Origin of the sequence: Rhodococcus sp. SB1D (assembly GCF_048573875.1) — a bacterium.
Taxonomy (GTDB): domain Bacteria; phylum Actinomycetota; class Actinomycetes; order Mycobacteriales; family Mycobacteriaceae; genus Rhodococcus_F; species Rhodococcus_F qingshengii.
In genome coordinates this window covers 191,736-210,739 of record NZ_JBMAIQ010000007.1, presented here as the reverse complement: position 1 = coordinate 210,739, position 19,004 = coordinate 191,736, and the positions used below count along the sequence as shown (strand labels likewise).

Genomic DNA, 19,004 nt, shown 5'->3' with positions numbered 1-19,004 from the left:
TATGTGTCTGGTTCAATTTTTCAGGGTCGGAAGTACAGACGAATGCCGATGAAGACATGCGCCATCGCGAGATCTCTCGATCTCGTCAGGGACTTTGATTCAGTTCTGCGGCAGCACTACTCGAATGCAACAACCCGACGGGGCATCGACGACGGCAATCCTGCCGTCATGTAATTCGACCGCCCACTTCGCGATCGCGAGGCCGAGTCCGGTGCCTCCGTCGGTCGAGCCGCCGCGGATGAAGCGGTCGAACACTCGCTCACGGGCCTGTGGTTCGATGCCGGGGCCGTCGTCGTGGACGTCGAGCACCAACTCCCCCGCGCTGCCGGTACGTACTCGGATGACAACTTTGGTGTCGACGTTCCCGTGCTGAACCGCATTGTCCACCAGGTTGGTCACCACCTGGTGGAGGCGATCCGGATCGGCGACCACGGACAATTGTGGAGGCTTGACGTCTATCTCGATGTCGCCCGCACTCACACTCGACAGCTCGCGTAAGAACGGCTCGACCTCGAAACGGCGGCGTTTCAACGGCATTGCGCCACCCTCGAGTTTCGAGAGATCGAGAAGGTCGGCTACCAGCGCGCCCAGTCGTTCCGTTTGCCGCAGCGCCGATTTCATCATCGCCGGATCCGGTTCTTCGACACCGTCGACGACGTTCTCGAGCATGGCTTGCAAAGCGGTGATGGGCGTGCGCAGTTCGTGGGAGACGTTGCCGATCAACTCGCGGCGGTACCGGTCGTCGGCCCCGAGGTCCTCGGCCATCCGATTGAACGCATGGGCGAGTTCGCCTACTTCGTCTCTGGAAGTCGCTCGTACTCGCCGCGAATAGTCGCCGCGCGCCATCGCCTTCGCCGCGGCCGTCATCTCGCGAAGCGGTGACGTCATCCCGTGTGCGAGCACCTGAGTAACGCCTAGAGCGACAACCAACGCCGTCAGTAGAGCAAAACGAAACGGTTGTTGCGACGTCAGCCAGAAACCACCCGCGGCGAACACCAGTGCTGCGACAACCAGGAGGCCGACCTTCACCTTGAAGGACCGCATCGGGTCCAGCGGCCGCGGCCACCGTGCAAAAAGACGGTCGACGACGCTCATCGCGGCACGTCCCAGGCGTACCCGACCCCGTGAACGGTCCGGATCACGGAAGGTCCGAGCTTGCGTCGCAGCGCCTTGACGTGGCTGTCGACGGTCCGACTGCCCGCTCCCTCACCCCAGCCCCAGATCTCCTCGAGCAGCGACTCCCGCGGGATCGCGGCTCGCGGCCGCTCCGCCAGATAGGCGATGAGATCGAATTCGGTGCGAGTCAGGTGAACTTCTTGCGCATCACGGCGCACTCGACGTTCGGTCAGGTCGATCACGACGTCACCGAACTCGAGGAGGTCGGCCACCGGGCGAGCAGCGTGCTCCGCGCGATCCGCACGCCGAAGCAGAGCCTGCACCCGGGCGACGAGCACACGCATGCTGAACGGCTTGCTCAGATAGTCGTCGGCCCCGACGCCGAGACCGATCAGCATGTCCGTTTCATCGGCGCGAGCGGTCAGCATCAGCACAGGCACCGGGCGCACGGCCTGGATGCGGCGGCAGACTTCGAGTCCGTCGAATCCCGGCATCATCACGTCGAGTACCACCAGGTCTGCGTCCATCTGCTCGCAGCGGGCCACCGCGCTGGGACCGTCGAACGCCAGCTCGACGTCGTAGCCCTCGGCACGCAGCCTCGCCGCGATGGACTCGCAGATGCTGACCTCGTCGTCGACCACGAGCACTCTTCGCTGACTCATGGAACTGACTGTATTCGGCCCTCGTGGATGAACCTGGGAGGACTTGTGAAGGTTCTGTGCAGGTTCTAGAACCTGCGGATGTTGTTGATCGGCAGATCCGCCAGGGGCGTCAGTCCGGTCGGAACACCAACTCCGTAGGCGTTGAACACCATTCCGAACCCAGCGTAGATGCCGACGTGCGTCGCACCGGGGTAGAAGGTGATGACGTCGCCGGGGGCGAGGGCCCACCGGGGAACCGGCTGTCCGACGTTGGCCTGCTGTTGGCTGGTCCGTGGCAGATTCACGCCGGCCTGCCGAAACGCCCATTGCACCAGCCCGGAGCAGTCCCACGAGTTCGGCCCGACGCCGCCCCACTGGTAGGGCTTTCCGGTCTGAGTGCTCGCCGCTGCCAGCGCGATCAGCCCTGCCGGACTCGGAATCGGAAGGGCGGCTGATCCGCTGCTGATGCTGCCCGTGCTTCCCACGCTTCCGGAACTCCCGCTACTGCCACCGCTACCGAGGCTTCCCGGGTCGGCTGAGGCAGGGGCAGCGGAAAGCAACAGGACACTTCCGGTCAGCAAAGCCGCGACCGTTCCCGTGCGGAGTGTCGACTTCTTCATGCATCCGTCCTTCGTGGGAGTCGTTTCGGCGCGCGGCAGCGCACCTCGATAGCCGTGAACTGGTAAGACACGTGAAAACAAACACTTCGTTCGGATGTTAACGGCGTAGACGTGGTGTTCGGACAGGAATCATTGATCCCATTTGTCGGTTTTCGACAAACAGGCCTTACGTCCCGGCCTGGCAAAGATCAGGGAATGATCGGGGATTTCCTGGATCCGTCGGAGCCGGCGGATCCCTAGATTCGAAATCATGCGCTCATACCTCCTTGTCGCCGCGGTCATCATCGGAGCCACCACGGCGCTGATCGGTTGCTCGACGCTCCAGCGCGCAGTGGAGATTCAATCGGATCTCGACGGACTCACCAGGTCGGGTGTCGTCGGGTCGATCGCAACACTCGACGACGGCACCACGACGGCTGTCATGACCAGCGGCGTACCCAATCGGACCAACGGCGATTCGATCGGCAAGAATGATCGGGTCCGGATCGGAAGTGTGACAAAGACATTCACCGCTTCACTCGTCCTGCAGTTGGTGGCCGAAGGCAAGGTCGACCTCGACGCACCCATCGAGCAGTACCTCCCGGACCTACTGCACGGCAGTGACATGGACGGCAGTGGCACAGACGGTAGCGCAATCACCGTGCGGCAACTGTTGCAACATCGCAGCGGCCTACCCGAGTTCGCCGGAGAACCCGGCGCCGACGAATGGATTGCCGCAAACGAGGACCGAACGCTGACGCCGTCCGCCGCGGTCGCCATCGCCCTCGGCAAACCGGCGCAATTCGTCCCCGGAACGTCGTTCGTCTACACCAACACCAACTACATCGTTCTCGGAATGCTCGTCGAATCGGTGACCGGCCGCAGCTACGCCGACGAACTTCAGTCTCGGATACTCGACCCGCTGGACCTGGAAGACACGTACCTCCCGGCGGCCGGTGAGCGCGATATCAGGGGCGATCACCTGACGGGCTATCAGGATCTCGACGGTGGCCTGACCGACGTTTCCCGCACGGAACCGTCGATCCCCTGGTCTGCCGGAGCGATGGTCTCGACGGGCACAGACCTGAACACCTTCTGGCGTGCACTACTCGACGGGCAGGTGGTGCCGGCCGAGCAGCTTGCCGAGATGACCACCCCTCAGGTCGCCGCCACCGAAGCCGAGGGACTCGGGTACGGGATGGGCGTCGGCGCCACCGAACTTCCCTGCGGCGTCACCTATACCGGCCACAGTGGCGGGATCTACGGGTACTACACACTGTCCGGTGCGACGCCGGACCGCGCGTTCACTGTGACGCTGACGTCGACGCCGAAGGACCAGCCGGACACCGTCGCGATACTCTCGCACGCGCTCTGCCCCTGACGCTGTTACCAGTACTGATGACGCTGCCCGTCGGTATCCGCGACGAAGATGACCGCGTCGGCGCCGTCCAACTCCGAAGGTTTCAGCGGCAGATGCCCTGGCAGGATCGCTTCTCCCGCGGTGATCGACGGGCCGAGCGCGGCTCGCAGGGCCGGAGTCGAGAACAGGGCACGCCGACCGGTCGCATCGGCCAACGCTCCCTGCAGAGTGCCCGGATCACTGTCGGGGTTGGCGTCGGTTGCCACGAATACGTAGCGCTCCCCGAGGACAAGTCCGACAAGTGAGCCGGCGCTCCCCCAGCTGACCACGTCGCCGTTGACGGGCATGTCGGACGGCACTCGCAGGAGATGGGCATTGTGTGCGAAGAGCAGGATCGGCCCGCGTCGCTGCTCCTGGGCGACGACCGCCAACAGGTTCTCGGCCATCATCTCGGCACGCAGACTGAGCAGAGTGCCGATGCGATCAGGAGCGGAACTCGCCATCGCGGAGTGATAGCGCAAGAGCCCCAGAGCGGTGCGTGAATGTGCAAGGGCCAGGTCGTACCCGGCCGGGTCGGCGGGCCGCAGCACAGGTGCGGCGCGCCGCAGGACGCTGGCGAGGTCGTCCGCAATGATGCGCAGGGCACGAGCCTGATCGGAGTTGCCGACGGACGCAGCCGGTTCGAACATCGCCGCCGGGTTGGTCCAGTCGGTGTCCTGCCCGAGCAGAAGGTCGATGCCGTCGAACGAGTGCGGCCGCATCGCAGCGGGCAGGAAGTCACCTGCTGCAGACAGCGCGCCACGTGGGCTCGGTGCACCGGAATACTCCACCGGAGCGTCGAAGCCGTAGAAGCGAACTCGGTCGGCCGGAGCGCGGCCGTGGTTGTACTCGCGTAGCCATTCGACGAGTTCGCGGTTGCCCGGTACCGCACCGAATCCGTGGCTGAAGCCTGTGGCGAGCACCTTCTCGATGTCCGCCTCTCCCCCGTTCACGTAGTCGTTCACGAGCAAAGCCGCAAAGACATCTGTTTCGAGCACGATCGACCGATATCCTCGTTCGACCAGTTGGCCGAGAAGTTCGTTGCGCAGCAACGGAAATACCTTGACTCCGTGGGTCGGCTCGCCGAGGGCGAGCAGAGTCGGCACCTCGGTTAGCGTGGCGAGCAGTTCGTCGACCGCACGACCAAGACTTGCCGCGTCTTCGAGTTGGTGGCCGAACTCACTAAGCGATGGGGCAGTGGACATGATCATCCCTTTCGAAGGTGGACTGCCTTCGACAGTATCGTTGAAGATTCCAGTGAAACTTTCACTGGCAATTACCTGGGGTATACCGTGAAAAGCCTCAATCGGAGGTGATCAGTGCGGCCCATAGACCTTGCCCGTGAACACGGGTTGTCCGCACAGGCGATCCGCAACTACGACGATGCCGGCATCCTCCCTCCGACCGAGCGCAGCACTTACGGCTACCGGCGATACACCCCAGTGCACGCGCAAGCCCTGCGCACTTTCCTCGCATTGCGCGGCGGTCACGGGCACCAGCGGGCCACGGAAATCATGCGGGCGACCAACCAGGGCGACACCGAGTCCGCCTACCGCCTGATCGACAGTGCGCACATGACGCTGCTCGCCGAGGGAAAAACTCGCACCGAGGTAGCCACAGCGCTGGGGACTCTGTCCACCATGGCACCGGCACTGGTGCACGGTCCAGCGCTGACGGTGGGTGAGCTGGCGCGCCGTCTCGGCGTTCACCCGGCGACACTGCGCACATGGGAAGAGCACGGCATCCTGCGCCCCGAGCGCGAACGAGCAACGGGTTATCGCGAATACGGTCCGGAGTGTGTGCGCGACGCCGAGATCGCACGGCAGCTGCGGCGCGGTGGCTATCGGCTGTCGCAAGTCGCTCAGTTTCTCGATTCGCTGCGCGAGGCCGGCGGAGCAGACGCATTGTCAGCGTTCCTCGAATCCTGGCAAGACCGGCTGACCACACGCAGTCGCAACCTTCTCGCCGGCGCAGCTCAGCTCGATGCCTATCTCACGATGCTGGATCAGACCTCGCCTGGTTGCCGATCAGCAAACGGTTGAGGCGTCAGTTCACAAGCCGCGCAAGGCTCCTCACCATCTCACCGACGGTGTCGGTCGACGGCCACGGGAATTCCGGGAGATCGGCCCGCAACATCACCTGTCCGTGCAGCGAAGTCCAGATCGATACCGCATCGACAAAAGTGTCTGTGCTGGCCGACCTCCCAGCGGCGACGCACGCGTCGAGGTTGTTCACCAGTGTGTTGAAGGCGGCCAGTCCTCGCGTATCCGATTGTGGTGACTGACCTTTCGGCCTGGACCACCCGAACAAGACCCGATACCGAGCGGGCTCGGAAATGCCGAACTCGACGTATGCCGAGCACCCGGCATACAGACCCTCGACCGGGTCGGGGTGTGCGGAAACGGCGTCGGCCACGGCGAGATGCAACTGCTCCAGCGATTCGGAGACCACCGCTTCGACAATGGCATCGCGATCGGAAAAGTGTCCGTAGATAGATGGTGCGGATATCCCGACTTCGCGAGCGACCGATCGGAGCGTCACCGCCTGATCCGATCCGGTGCGGGCGATGAGCGTCGCCGCTGCGGCGACGATCTCTCCGCGGAGTCGTGCGCCGCTTCCTCTCGGATTTCGGGCGCGAGTACTCCGAGAACCACTCGTCCCAGTTTCATCGGCATCTTCGGAAACATCACTCACCCGACAAACTTTACACATGTAAGGCGAAGGGGTACGTTCTCATCACTAAACATTCGTAAGGTTACATTCGTAAGGACATGATGAATTCCCTCGAACCCACTGACCGGCGACGATGGGCAGCACTGGGCGCCCTCTGCACATCCCTCGTCGTAGTCACGATCGACAACACCATCCTCAACACCGCTATCCCGACCCTTGCCCGCGAACTGCGGGCGACCACCGTCGACCTGCAATGGATCACCAACGCATACACATTGGCGTTCGCCGCCTTGCTCATCACGGCAGGTGGACTCGGCGCGAGATTCGGTCACCGTCGGATACTTCTGACCGGCCTCACCTTGTTCGCTCTCGGGTCAGCCTTCGCTGCCCTCTCTCACACGTCGTTGCAGCTGATCGGCTGGAGAACAGTGATGGGGGCAGCCGCCGCACTGGTCATGCCGGCGACGCTGTCACTTGTCGTCTCGATGTTCGCCCCGCACGAGAGAGGCCGGGCGATAGGAATCTGGTCTGCAACCGCCGGACTGGGAATCGCGATCGGCCCCGTGGCCGGTGGCGTACTTCTCGAACATTTCAGTTGGGGAAGCGTCTTCTGGATAAACGTCCCACTGGTCGCCGGTGTGATCGCCGCGACGGTTTTTCTTGTGCCCCCGGCAAGAGGGATCACGAAGGGTTCGTTCGACATCCCCGGACTCCTGCTGTCCGCCGGCGGACTGGCTTTGATCGTGGATGCCCTCACCCAGGCAAGCCTTCGCGGATGGTCGTCGCCCGTCACGGTGCTGGAGATCGTCAGCGCAACAGCACTTCTCGCCGGATTCGTCTGGTGGGAGCTGCGGGCCTCGGCGCCGATGACCGACGTGCGCATCTTCACCAGTCGAGTGTTCAGCACCTCCAATGCCATCTTGGCCGTAACATTCTTCGCCCTTTTCGGAGTTCTCTTCACGTACACGCAATACCTCCAATTAGTTCGTGGTCACGGTCCATTGGTCGCCGGCGTCGGTGCAGTTCCGTTTGCGATAGTGATGGCGACTGTCGCCTCCAGCAGCGATCGTATGGTCGGCCGATTCGGCGTGCGCAGTTCGATCGCGACCGGTCTCGCAGTCATGTCCGCGGGACTGTTGGTCCTGTCGATCGCAGCAGATAGGTACGCACCGTTCGGAATCCTGGCTGCGATCATGGCACTGGTCGGCGCGGGGATGGGGTTGGTCATGGCTCCGGCCACAACCACGTCGATGTCTTCGGTTGCGCCCCAGCAGGCTTCGATGGCCAGTTCGATCAACAGCGTCGTGCGAGAGTTGGGTGGAGTTCTGGGCGTCGCCGTCATCGGGACGGTCGTAGCCACCGTTTTCCGGTCCCGCTTCGAACCCGGAGTCGACACTTCCACAGCCGATCCGGCGCAGATCCATGCCGGCGCTCCCCCCGCGAGTGCCTTGACCGACGCAGCGAACCAGGCTTACACCTCGGCGATGAGTACCGGAATCCAAATCTGCGCCGCAGTCGCGTTCGTCGGTGCGTTGGCCGTCATTGCACTGTTTCCCGCACCACGTCGCCCGGTTTCTTGTCCTCCCGCAGACCTCGCCAACTCGGATGACGCAGACGCTCGGTCTTCGTCCAATCCATGAACCGCACCTCACCGACGAGTTCCGGCCTCACCCACACCGCACCCTTGCGGTCATCTGCTGGAAGTTCCTCCCCGAACGGACTTTCCTTCTGACGCAGCGGTTCCAGTGTCGCAAGTAAAGACTCCAAGTCGCGATCACTGAAGCCGGTACCGACGCGCCCAACGTAGGTCAATCCATCCTCACCCGGAATTCCCATGAGCAGCGCCCCGATCCCCTGTGCTCGATTGCCCTGCCCGGTGCGCCACCCTCCGATCACCACCTCTTGAGTGCGCCAGTTCTTCACCTTGATCCAACTCGACCCACGCCGCCCCGGAAGGTAGACCGATGCACGACGTTTGGCGACAATCCCTTCCCATCCGGCATCGGTACTCACCTCCAACGCGTTCTCCGCCGTGCCCTCGATCTGTGGAGGTACCTCGAGCTCACCGACCTTGCCCGCCAACGCATTCAACACGGTGCGCCGGTCCGAGTAGGATTTCCGCAGCAAAGACACTCCGTCGAGGTACAGAAGATCGAAGGCCAGGAACACCGGCTCCCCACCTCGCTGGAGAAGACCGAAATCGGTGACCCCCGCGTCGTTGTACGCCACCACTTCCCCGTCGAGAACCACGTCATGACCGTCCAGCACCTCGGCCAACCCGGCAAGGGCGGGATAGTCCCCGGTCTTGTCGTTACCCGCGCGACTGCGAAGTGACATTGTGCCCGAATGATATTCGAGAATCACTCGGATCCCGTCCCACTTACCTTCGAAAGCCCACTCCTGCGAGTCGAGACCTTCGAGCGTTCCAGCGGTGGCAAGCATCGGCTCGAGATTCTTGGGAAACTCCGTTCCGAAACTCGCGTTCTGATCCTTCATCAGATGCATCAACCACTGGTCACCCTTCGTCCGGATCAGCGCGAAGCGTCCCTGCACCCGTTTCCCACTGAGGCGCACGATCACCTCGTCTTCACGCCACTTCTCGGTCTCGTACGTCCCGGAATCCCAAATCGTCATCGAACCGCCGCCGTACTCCCCCTTCGGAATCGTGCCCGAGAACGTGGCGTACTCGAGCGGGTGATCCTCGGTGTGCACGGCCAACCGATTCTCTCCGGCACTGGTCGGCACGCCCTTCGGAACAGCCCAGGACACGAGCACACCATCCCGCTCCAGGCGAACGTCGTAATGCAATCGTCTGGCGTGATGTTCCTGAATCACAAAGGTATTGCCCGCTGTCTCCTTGGTCACCGCAGCAGGGATCGGCTCCGGCGTCCGGTCGGCCGACCGCTTGTTGCGATAGTGCGTCAACGTGTCGGCTACAGCCGCCGAGACCGGCGGATCCAGATCGCCCAACAGATCACCATCGGATTCGACGCGCTCCAGAACCTCGTCGAACAACAGATGCCGTAGTTTCGGATCGTCGAGTTCGTCCCAACTGCGCGGCGCGGCAACATAGGGTTGATCGCGACCGCGCATCGAGTACGGCGCAATGGTTGTCTTGGCTGCGTTGTTCTGACTCCAGTCCACGAAAATCTTGCCTGCCCGCACATTTCGAGCCATCGTCGCGGTGACGAGATCCGGGTGAAGCTTCTCGAGTCCGGTGGCGATCTGCTTGGCGACAGTCGACGCACCGCTGCCGTCCAAGGCTCGATCCAGTGGAACGTAGAGGTGAATTCCCTTGCTACCACTGGTTACCGGATAGGCAGTCCACCCCAGAGTTGCGACCAGATCTCGAATCGACCTCGCCACCTCGGCGCACTCGGTCAATCCGACGCCTTCGCCCGGGTCGAGATCGAATACCAGTCGTGTCGCCGGACCACGCTCGGAACCGTCGAATCGCCATTGGGGAACGTGTAATTCGAGTGCCGCCTGTTGCCCCAGCCACGCCAGGGATGCAACGGAATCGAAGATCGGGTAAGTGACGACGCGATCAGAATGTTGCAGCGACGCACGCGTGAGCCACTGCGGGGCAGACGACGCCAGGTTCTTCTCGAAGAAGGACTGACCGTCCACACCGTTGGGCCAACGCTTACGAGTGCCCGGTCTACCGACGACATGTGGAAGCATGACTGCGGCGATACGGGTGTAGTAGTCGATGACTTCGGCCTTCGTGGTCCCGCTCTCGGGGTAGAGGATCTTGCCCAGATTGGTCACGGACACCGTTGTGCCGTCGAGCGTGATCTGACCCCGATCCGTCGTTGCCATTTCCTCATTGTGCTGGATAGTGCTGCATCTGGCAGTAGAAATCTGGTGGATCGGAAACCTGCCGCTGCGCCAGTCCACGGGCAAGACTGGATTCTCGATGGGAGAGGAGACCACGATGACAGTTCGCAGTTCCGTGGAGCCGTTGGTGGACAACAACTGGCGGATGTTCGCCACCTGTAAGACGGTGGACCCCGCGGTGTTCTATTCGCCGGGTGAAGAACGCGGACGCAATCGGGCTGCACGGGAAAATTCCGCAAAGCAGGTGTGCTTCCGCTGCCCGGTCATTCGGGACTGCCTGACGTTTGCACTCGACACCGCTGAACCACACGGAGTATGGGGTGGGACGACACCGTCGGAGCGCCTTGCACTACGACGCTCAGCTGCGTGAACTCCGCTCACACGAGACCCCCGTCACGTTCGTACCGGACAAACAGGCAAGATGGCCTTGTGCCTATGACACGACGCGCTGTTGCCGTGACCGCGATCTTCGCTTCCTCGATCTTGTTGGGCTCGTGTTCGTCGCAGCCGGAGGCACCTGCGGCAGCGGACACCACGACCACGGTTCCCGAGGCATTCACCAAACTGCCCTCGACTACCGCCGTGGACAAGTGCGGACCCCAGAGCGGGACCACCCTCGAAGACGGTGTCTTGACCATCGCCACCGATTCGCCGGCGTACGCGCCGTGGTTCGTCGACTACACTCCGTCCAACGGCAAGGGCTTCGAGGGGGCGGTGGCCCGGGCCGTCGTCGACAAGCTCGGGTACAACGCCGGTCAGGTTCGCTTCACCACGGTCGCCTTCAACGACGCACTGAAACCAGGCCCCAAGGATTTCGACTTCGACGTCAATCAGTTCACGGTTTCCGGGGATCGCCGCGAGAACGTCGACTTCAGCTCGCCGTATTACGCAGTGGCGCAGTCGGTGATCGCCTCGCGCGGGAGCAAAGCCGCTGAGGCAAAGAATCTTGCGGATCTTGCCGGCTACCGTTTGGGCGCTCAGACCGGTTCCACCAGCCTCGCGGCGATCACCGACACGATTGTTCCGACCACTGCGCCACGCGAGTTCGCGACCACGGACGACGCGAAAGCTGCGCTGGCCGCGGGCGAGATCGACGCATTGGTCGTCGACATCCCGACCGGATTCCACATCACCGAGAACGAACTGCCCGGGTCGGTCATCGTGGGTCAGTTTCCGCGGCCCAACGCGGTCACCGAATTCTTCGGGTTCGTGCTCGAGAAGAACAGTCCTCTGACGGCGTGCGTCTCTGCCGCCGTGGATGCGCTCTACGCCGACGGCACCCTCGAGAGACTCGCAACCGAATGGATCACGGACAGCGCCGACGCGCCAGTCCTCGAGTAGTTCAGCCGGCGCGCCCACTGATCGCGCCGACGAAGACCTTCGGGATGTCTGCCGGTGTCGGAGCGAAGTGGCTGTTGCCGCCGGTGAGAGCCGAAATCTGCTCGAGCACATCGGTATCGGCGTCATCGGTGACACCGATGGTGATGATCGGTACCGGCCGCGTCGGGTCCTGCTCGCGAGTCAGGGTGTCGAGAAGTTCCTGCAGCGAGATACTCGACGGATCATCGTTCGCACCGTCGGTCAGTAGAATCACCGAATTGATCGAGGCCGGATCGTAGGTCTGTTGCATGGACCGATACGCGGCGAGAACGCTGTCGTACAAACCTGTTCCGCCGCCGACGATCGAAGAGAGGCTGTCGATCCGAGACAGCAGTTTGCTCCGATGATCCGTGTCGCCTTCAGTTGCATCCATACGGGCGACAGGTTCGAGTTCGCGGTAGTCCGTGCCCTCGCCGAGGTCTACGGAGAATGCCCAGAGACCCAATTGTGCGTTGGCGGGAAACATTCGGATCGCAATGTCACCGGCCTGTGCAGTCGCGGCCATTCGAGTGACCCCGTCCTGCATGTAGTCCATGGACCCCGAGACGTCGACAACTGCCAGTGCACGGGAAGGCCTGGACAGAATCTCGTACCGCGCAAGCGCTTTGGTGACCACAGTCGGATCGGACGGCACCAGCGAGCCAACCTTTCCCACTCCACCGGCTACCGGTGGGGCCTGATCCGCGCCGCGGAACCCGAGGCCGGCAAGTACGGAGCGCCCGGTGTCCGATGTCAGCGCTGCCGCCAGCAGTTTGCCGGCGTCGACCGCCGCCGCCGAGTCTGCACCCACACCTGCCATCGGGTAGTCCATGAAGACCGAACCGGAAGACGGTACCGACGCGGTGAGTCGACTGTCCGCATGTGCGGCGAGATAAGCCTCGAAGGTCTGCTCGGTCGTCACCGCGGTCCCGCCGTCCGCGTCCACGGTTTGGATGCGTCCGGTCGAACCGGTTTCCTTCAGATTTCCGTACTGCGCTTGCGCCACCGGGACCAGGGCTGCCGAAATGGACGTGAGGTCCCCGCCCCGCGACTGGGCCTCGGCAAAGGCTGCCACGATCGGTGCGCTGGAGACGGCACTGGTGAGGGGATCGCCGATGTGCAGTGCTGGAGCGCCGAGGACATCCGTCCAAGCGGCGGGTGCCTCGCTACCCGGCGCCGAGACAGTGACAACAGGGGTGGACGCGACCGAGTTGCTGATCCGGCGAATCTCCTGCCCGCTAGCCGAAACCTTGTCCAACCATTCGCTCGAATCAGGGACCCACAGTGCGGGTGCCGAACCGTCGGCGATCGCCGCGACGGTGAGCACGGGATCTTGCGGCGTCACACTGAGCGAGCTGCACCCGAGTTCCGTAGCGGGGATGGCAGCGGCGACAGCTTCGAGTCCCGAGGCGATCGACGGATCGGCGGCCACGGTCACGGTTTCCGGGTTCTCACAGCTGGTTGCCGTCGCAGCTGTGACAGCACTCGCACCGAGTTCTCCCTTGTCGCTGACGCTTTTGAACGTCACGGCGAATGCTGCGGTTCCACCGACTGCGACTACTGCCAAGAGTCCGATCAGAACCTGCACGGATCGAGGCATGGACGCAGGTGGTGCGCCGTACCCATGACGAGACGACATTGATCGAATCCTTTCCGGCGGGACCCGCATCAATAACCAACCGATGCCCGGTTTATCCCGCCGAAAAGAATCCTAACTCATGTTAGCGGTAAAGTAGCTCGATGTGGAAATCTCCACAACTTAGGTGTAGATCTGGACAAACTGGGCCAGCGACTTCTCCACATCGCCTTTGAGCGCCCGCGCCACACTCGAACCGATCGGGCCGAACAACGGCGCGCCGCCCAACTCGACTGTCAGCGCGAGTTCCGACCCGTCGCCCTTTGCCTTGACGTCGAGTTCGAGACCGAGCTTGACCCCGCCCTTGCCGTCTCCCTTGAGCGAGATCGCCTTCGGGACGTCGTACTTCTTGATGGTCCACCGAACGCGGTTGCGCAGGCCCTTCACAGTCACGACCGAGCTGATCTCGGTGCCGACACCCAGTTGTTCGGGAAGTTCACTGCGCCATCCGTCGTGAACCACGAGCCAGTTTTCGTATCCACTGAGATCGGACGCCTTGTCCCACACTTCCTGAGGAGGAAGCGGAACGTCGATTTTCACTGTGAGCTTTGCCATGGCAGAACAATAAGCCCCGTGCGCCTTTTCCGTAACCAGAGGTACCAGAAAGACGCACGGGGGCTTTGCCCCTCTTAGTGGCTGACAGCCTTTTCGACGCCGACGCCGGTGAGGGAGCGAACTTCCATCTCCGCCTGCTTTGCCGGATCTTCGATCTTGTTACGTCCGATGTACGTACCGACGATGCCGAGGACGAATGCCAGCGGAATCGAGACGATGCCGGGGTTCGAGAGCGGGAACCAGGCGAAGTCGGAGTTCGGGAACATCGACGACGGCTTACCCGACACCGCCGGGGAGAACACGATCAGCGTCAAGCAGCTGATCAAACCGCCGTAGATGCTGAAGAGCGCACCGGTGGTGTTGAACTTCTTCCAGAACAACGAGTAGAGCAGGGTGGGCAGGTTCGCCGAGGCCGCCACTGCGAAGGCGAGAGCCACCAGGAAGGCGATGTTCTGCCCCATCGCCATGATGCCGAGAACGATGGAGACGAGTCCGATGACCACGACGGTGATTCGAGAAACTCGAACCTGCTGCTCCTCGGTTGCGTTGCCGCGCTTGATGACACTGGCGTAGATGTCGTGAGCGAACGACGCCGAAGCAGTGATCGCGAGACCGGCAACGACGGCGAGGATGGTCGCGAACGCCACCGCGGAGATGATGCCGAGGAAGATGGTGCCACCGAGCTCGAAGGCGAGTAGCGGAGCGGCCGCGTTCTCCTTACCAGGCGCTGCCAAGATCTTGTCCGGTCCGACCATGCTGGCCGCGCCGTAGCCGAGAACCAGTGTGAACAGGTAGAAGGCACCGATGAGCGCGATCGCCCAGGTCACCGAGCGGCGAGCTTCCTTGGCAGTGGGCACCGTGTAGAAGCGCATCAGCACGTGCGGCAGGCCCGCGGTGCCGAGCACCAAAGCGATTCCGAGAGAGATGAAGTCGAGCTTCGTCATTCCGGAAAGACCGTACTTGGCACCGGGCCCGAGGATGTCGCGTCCCTGCACACCCTTGGTGGTGGAACTGTTGACCATGTCCTGCGCATTGGCGAGCAACTGAGAGAAGTTGCCGCGCACTGCCCACAGAACGAGTACGAACATGATTCCGGCTCCGGCAACCAGCAGAACTGCCTTGACCATCTGTACGTAGGTGGTGCCCTTCATGCCGCCGACCAAGACGTACACGATCATCAGCACACCCACGATCGCGACGACGATCGACTGTCCCACCTTGCCGTCGATGTTGAGCAGCAGCGCGACAAGTCCACCGGCGCCGGCCATCTGGGCAAGAAGATAGAAGAGGGAAACGGCCAGAGTGGACAGGGCTGCCGCCATGCGCACCGGACGCTGCTTGAGTCGGAAGCTCAGCACGTCGGCCATCGTGAATCTGCCCGTGTTCCTGAGCAATTCGGCGACCAGGAGCAGTGCAACCAACCAGGCGACAAGGAAGCCGATGGAGTACAGGAAGCCGTCGTAGCCGTACACGGCGATCGCACCTGCGATACCGAGGAACGATGCCGCCGAGAGGTAGTCACCGGCGATGGCGAACCCGTTCTGCGGGCCGGTGAACTGCCCACCACCGGTGTAGAAGTCGGACGCCTTCTTGGTGGTCCGGCTGGCGCGGATCACCAGCGTCATGGTCACGACGACAAACGCGAGGAAGATCGCGATGTTGAAGGCTGGGTTTCCTACGTCCGTTCCGGACGCGGCGAGTGTGGTGATCACTGTGCGGGACCTTCCAGTTCTTCACGGATGGCGGCGGAGCGGGGATCGAGCTCACGACCGGCGAACTTCACGTACCACGCGGTGATGGCGAAGGTCGTGACGAATTGCCCGAGGCCGAGGATGATGCCGAGATTGATGTTGCCGAGGACCTTGGTGGCCATGAAGTCGTGGGCATAGGTAGCCAGGACGACGTACACCGCATACCAGAGCAGGAAGAATGCAGTGATGGGGAAAACGAACTTGCGCAGACGCGTTCGGAGTTCCTGGAATTCGGGACTCGCTTGCATGTCTATGAATGCCTGGGCATCCGGGGTGCGTCGCTCTTGCGGCGACCCCTCACTGATTTCTGCTGTGGACACTGCCGGCTCCTCGCCTCGCGTGTGAAGTGAACTACGCACAGACGTTAGTGAGATCGGAGTCACATGAAGACGCTGTGGCGCCAGTCACACGGTGAGCAGTCGCGCGCTGCGCCGAACGGTCAGGCAGGCGCGACCAACGGCAGAGGGTTCGGGCGGTGAAAGTCAGGGTTGGCGGAGATCGTCTTCGCGATCGGAGCCCATTCCGAGCCGTTCCGGGGCGTGCATCCGCGTGAAGATTCGCGCAATATCTGCCGGTATCTGCTTCGACGACACCTTGCTCACGACGATCATCGTGAGGAACGCCAGCGGCACGCTCACCGCGGCCGGGAACGCGAAAATGGCTGCCGGCCAGCCACCGAGGACGTCCTCCGACAAACCACCCAGGACGGCGACAGTAGCGGCAGTGCCCGCAACACATCCACCGACAACCATCCCCGCCCCGGCGCCGACGGCGGTCAGACCGCGCCACCAGATACCCAACACGAGCAGTGGGCAGAGCGTCGACGCAGCGACTGCGAACACCAAACCGACGGTTCTCGAGAGGTCGACCGACACCACCGCCAGCGACAGCACGAGAGGAACGACCCCGGCCAGTAGCGCTGCAATACGGAAGTCTCGAACTCGACCACGGAGAACATCGGTACTGACGACGCCGGCGATGCTGACGAGCAATCCGGACGACGTCGACAGGAAAGCGGCGATGGCACCGGACGCCACGAGGGCTGCCAGCAGTTGTCCGCCCCACCCCGAGAACACCGAGCCCGGCAACAGCAGCACCGCCGCGTCAGAGGTGCCGGTGATCAGAAGTTGCGGGACGTACAGACGAGCGAAGACGCCGAGGAGTGTCGGAAACAGGTAGAACACGCTGACCAGACCGACAACGGCGAGCGACGTCAGACGGGCTGCCCGGCCGTCGGGGTTGGTGTAGAACCGGACGAGAACATGAGGAAGGCCGAGCGTTCCGAGGAAGGTCGCGAGCATCAGCGAGTACACCTGGTACATCGGGTGCGGCCCACCGAAACCCCAACCCGGGGTGATCCAGTCAGAGTTCTGCGCGGGCGCTCCGGCGACGACAGGGACAGCGGCTCCCGCGTCGAGGACCATGGACATGCCTTCACCGAGAGTGTGCTCCCCCGGCCCCAGGGTCATCGTGCCTTCGACCGCTCGCCCGTCGACTGTGCCGCCGCTGACCGTCACCGGCTCGGACACCTGGACGACGACGTCGGTGGTGATGTCGACGGTCGTCGCAGTGGTGACCGTCGGCGGCATCGACGCGCCGACGTCGTGGTGATCGCCGAAGAAGTAGAAGGTCAGTGCCACAGCGGGAATCGCGACGGCAGTCAGTTTCAGCCAGTACTGGAAGGCCTGAACGAAGGTGATCGAGCGCATCCCGCCGCCGACGACGTTGGCGATGACGATGACCCCGACCGCTACGCCGCCGATCCAACTGGGAACCCCGAGCAAGATATTGAGCGTCAGTCCCGCGCCTTGGAACTGTGGAATCAAATACAGGATGCACACCATCGCGACCACGAGCATCGCGAGCTTGCGCAATCGCGGTGAGCCGAGACGGAACTCGGCGAAATCGGGGACGGTATACGCACCGGAACGCCGAAGCGGCGCTGCGACGAACAGCAGCAGGGCGAGGTATCCGGCGGTGAAGCCGATGGGATACCAGAGTGCGTCGGCGCCGTACTTGGCAACCAGCCCCGCAACACCGAGAAACGAAGCAGCAGAGAGGTACTCGCCGGAGATGGCCGTCGCATTCCACCGCGCACTGACGGTTCTGGACGCGACGAGAAAGTCCGAGGTGGTACGAGCGAGCCGAACGCCGTAGATTCCGATAGCCACCGTCGCGACAGCTGCTGCCACGATGCCGAGCACCGTCAACACCGGGATAGGTTGTCCTCCCACAGTGCCGCGCTCAGTCGTCCACGATGTCGTTGAAGTCCTGCTCGTTTCGCTCCGCGCGACGCACGAACACCCAACCGGTCGTCAACAGCAAGGGATACACGGCGCCGCCCATCACGAGCCAGGGCAACCGGATGCCAAGGACCGCGACCTCCGACAGCGTCGGGAAGAGATGCGTCAGCAGCGGCACCGCACACAGGAGCCCGGCTGCGACGACGGCAAGGCGAATCGCCAGTCCCAACTGCGCGCGAACGAGACCGCGGATCATGGCGTCACCGACTTCGGTCTGTTCCTGCACCTCCACCCGTGTTCGCACGATCCGTGCGCCACTACGTTGCGCCAACACAACGCGCTCACGCTGCGGAGGATCGGACTGCGACGTCACCGCGACAACCAACTCTGCTTGGGCGCACGAACCAGTCGATCCTTGAGTTCACGGGTGTGTCTGCGACTGACCGGAAGCTCGACGGGAGGCTTGTCGCCGTGCGGGCGCAGACAGACCACCAATCCACTGCCTACTGTTCGGATGCCGGTGACCAGCGCCAGCGACACCAGGTAGGAGCGGTGCACACGCAAGAAGCCCGCGTCGGCCCAGCGTGATTCGAGCGTCGAGATCGGGATGCGCACCAGGTGCGACTTTCCAGCGGTGTGCAAACGCGCGTAGTCCCCGTCGGCTTCCACCCACTCCACCGAGGAACGCTGAACGAGCGTCGTGACACCGCCCAGTTCCACCGGGATCACCTCGTCCGTGGGCGCAGCTTCGGGTTTGCTCTCACTCTTGGTGCGCCCGGCCAGCCCCACGATCCGCTGAACGGCCTGAGCGAGACGCTCCTCCCGGAGCGGTTTGAGTAGGTAGTCGACGGCGCCGAGATCGAATGCGTCAACCGCTCGATCGTCGTGCGCTGTCACGAACACCACGGGCGGTGGCGTCGCGAAATTGGAGAGGATGCCGGCCAGTTCGAGACCGTCGAGTCCGGGCATGTTGATGTCGAGAAATACCGCGTCGATGCTTCCACCGCGCAGTATCCGCAACGCTGTCGTCGCATCCGATGCCGTGTGAACGTGCGCCACCGAGTCCTCGGCGCGCAGCAAGAAGGCCAGCTCGTCGAGGGCTGGTTTCTCGTCGTCGACGGCAAGGACGGTCAGCTGGGCATCAGTGTCAGTCTCGTTCACAACAGGTCCATGTTCCCACGACGGTTTCAGC

At 63.0% G+C, this 19,004-nt stretch carries 18 protein-coding genes; 5 read left to right on the top strand and 13 right to left on the bottom strand.

From position 1 onward, the window contains the following. Positions 1 to 99: 99 nt before the first annotated feature. The 3 genes from ACN50D_RS17640 to ACN50D_RS17630 form a co-directional block, all read right to left on the bottom strand. The gene (locus ACN50D_RS17640) at positions 100 to 1,095 is read right to left on the bottom strand and encodes a HAMP domain-containing sensor histidine kinase (protein WP_007727705.1); all 996 of its coding nucleotides are present in this window, start codon (positions 1,093 to 1,095) and stop codon (positions 100 to 102) included. After that, on the bottom strand, positions 1,092 to 1,778 hold the full coding sequence (locus ACN50D_RS17635; RefSeq protein ID WP_003940586.1) for a response regulator transcription factor: 687 nt from the start codon (positions 1,776 to 1,778) through the stop codon (positions 1,092 to 1,094). The genes ACN50D_RS17640 and ACN50D_RS17635 overlap by 4 nt, the downstream gene beginning before the upstream one ends. A gap of 65 nt (positions 1,779 to 1,843) precedes the next feature. Continuing rightward, a complete protein-coding gene (locus tag ACN50D_RS17630) occupies positions 1,844 to 2,377 on the bottom strand; it encodes an NlpC/P60 family protein (RefSeq protein ID WP_003940435.1) in 534 nt (177 codons plus the stop codon). Between the two features lie 250 nt (positions 2,378 to 2,627). On the opposite strand from ACN50D_RS17630, the gene ACN50D_RS17625 reads away from it, so the two are divergent. Then, positions 2,628 to 3,737, top strand: a complete 1,110-nt coding sequence (locus tag ACN50D_RS17625) for a serine hydrolase domain-containing protein (protein ID WP_192712283.1) — start codon at positions 2,628 to 2,630, stop codon at positions 3,735 to 3,737. A 5-nt stretch (positions 3,738 to 3,742) separates the two neighbouring features. Here ACN50D_RS17625 and ACN50D_RS17620 read toward each other — a convergent pair whose 3' ends face one another. Next, complete coding sequence (locus ACN50D_RS17620; protein ID WP_211920731.1) at positions 3,743 to 4,966, bottom strand: erythromycin esterase family protein; 1,224 nt, start codon at positions 4,964 to 4,966, stop codon at positions 3,743 to 3,745. Positions 4,967 to 5,074: 108 nt separating this feature from the next. On the opposite strand from ACN50D_RS17620, the gene ACN50D_RS17615 reads away from it, so the two are divergent. After that, positions 5,075 to 5,797 (top strand): TioE family transcriptional regulator, encoded by a 723-nt coding sequence (locus ACN50D_RS17615; RefSeq protein ID WP_211920733.1) that lies wholly within the window; start codon positions 5,075 to 5,077, stop codon positions 5,795 to 5,797. A 4-nt stretch (positions 5,798 to 5,801) separates the two neighbouring features. On the opposite strand, the gene ACN50D_RS17610 is transcribed toward ACN50D_RS17615, so the two are convergent. Continuing rightward, positions 5,802 to 6,449, bottom strand: coding sequence for a TetR/AcrR family transcriptional regulator (locus ACN50D_RS17610; protein WP_193595046.1), 648 nt, complete (start codon positions 6,447 to 6,449; stop codon positions 5,802 to 5,804). A 77-nt stretch (positions 6,450 to 6,526) separates the two neighbouring features. Between ACN50D_RS17610 and ACN50D_RS17605 the strand changes: the two genes are divergently transcribed. Continuing rightward, entirely contained in the window at positions 6,527 to 8,068 is a 1,542-nt protein-coding gene (locus ACN50D_RS17605) for an MFS transporter (RefSeq protein ID WP_211920735.1), read from the top strand. On the opposite strand, the gene ACN50D_RS17600 is transcribed toward ACN50D_RS17605, so the two are convergent. Continuing rightward, positions 7,968 to 10,250 carry an ATP-dependent DNA ligase gene (locus ACN50D_RS17600; RefSeq protein ID WP_136470746.1) on the bottom strand — a complete coding sequence of 761 codons (2,283 nt, stop codon included), beginning with the start codon at positions 10,248 to 10,250 and terminating at the stop codon, positions 7,968 to 7,970. The two genes, ACN50D_RS17605 and ACN50D_RS17600, sit on opposite strands and share 101 nt — an antisense overlap. Positions 10,251 to 10,365: 115 nt before the next feature. On the opposite strand from ACN50D_RS17600, the gene ACN50D_RS17595 reads away from it, so the two are divergent. Together ACN50D_RS17595 and ACN50D_RS17590 are read left to right on the top strand one after the other, a co-directional pair. Continuing rightward, entirely contained in the window at positions 10,366 to 10,638 is a 273-nt protein-coding gene (locus tag ACN50D_RS17595) for a WhiB family transcriptional regulator (protein WP_037128762.1), read from the top strand. Between the two features lie 65 nt (positions 10,639 to 10,703). Further along, complete coding sequence (locus ACN50D_RS17590; RefSeq protein WP_211920737.1) at positions 10,704 to 11,609, top strand: transporter substrate-binding domain-containing protein; 906 nt, start codon at positions 10,704 to 10,706, stop codon at positions 11,607 to 11,609. A 1-nt stretch (position 11,610) separates the two neighbouring features. On the opposite strand, the gene ACN50D_RS17585 is transcribed toward ACN50D_RS17590, so the two are convergent. The 7 genes from ACN50D_RS17585 to ACN50D_RS17555 all read right to left on the bottom strand — a co-directional run bounded on the left by ACN50D_RS17585 (position 11,611) and on the right by ACN50D_RS17555 (position 18,973). Continuing rightward, the gene (locus tag ACN50D_RS17585; protein WP_058226095.1) at positions 11,611 to 13,266 is read right to left on the bottom strand and encodes a substrate-binding domain-containing protein; all 1,656 of its coding nucleotides are present in this window, start codon (positions 13,264 to 13,266) and stop codon (positions 11,611 to 11,613) included. Positions 13,267 to 13,386: 120 nt separating this feature from the next. Next, positions 13,387 to 13,818 carry an SRPBCC family protein gene (locus ACN50D_RS17580; RefSeq protein ID WP_003939735.1) on the bottom strand — a complete coding sequence of 144 codons (432 nt, stop codon included), beginning with the start codon at positions 13,816 to 13,818 and terminating at the stop codon, positions 13,387 to 13,389. Between the two features lie 74 nt (positions 13,819 to 13,892). Further along, positions 13,893 to 15,530, bottom strand: a complete 1,638-nt coding sequence (locus ACN50D_RS17575; protein WP_007727752.1) for a cation acetate symporter — start codon at positions 15,528 to 15,530, stop codon at positions 13,893 to 13,895. Further along, positions 15,527 to 15,889, bottom strand: a complete 363-nt coding sequence (locus ACN50D_RS17570; RefSeq protein ID WP_003939976.1) for a DUF485 domain-containing protein — start codon at positions 15,887 to 15,889, stop codon at positions 15,527 to 15,529. Before ACN50D_RS17570 ends, ACN50D_RS17575 begins: the two co-directional genes overlap by 4 nt. Before the next feature lie 162 nt (positions 15,890 to 16,051). Beyond that, positions 16,052 to 17,803, bottom strand: coding sequence for a cation acetate symporter (locus ACN50D_RS17565; protein ID WP_030534942.1), 1,752 nt, complete (start codon positions 17,801 to 17,803; stop codon positions 16,052 to 16,054). A 10-nt stretch (positions 17,804 to 17,813) separates the two neighbouring features. Next, positions 17,814 to 18,185: a membrane protein gene (locus tag ACN50D_RS17560; protein WP_003939880.1), complete on the bottom strand. Its 372-nt coding sequence runs from the start codon at positions 18,183 to 18,185 to the stop codon at positions 17,814 to 17,816. Further along, positions 18,182 to 18,973: a LytR/AlgR family response regulator transcription factor gene (locus ACN50D_RS17555; RefSeq protein WP_003939723.1), complete on the bottom strand. Its 792-nt coding sequence runs from the start codon at positions 18,971 to 18,973 to the stop codon at positions 18,182 to 18,184. The genes ACN50D_RS17560 and ACN50D_RS17555 overlap by 4 nt, the downstream gene beginning before the upstream one ends. Between the last annotated feature and the right edge of the window lie 31 nt (positions 18,974 to 19,004).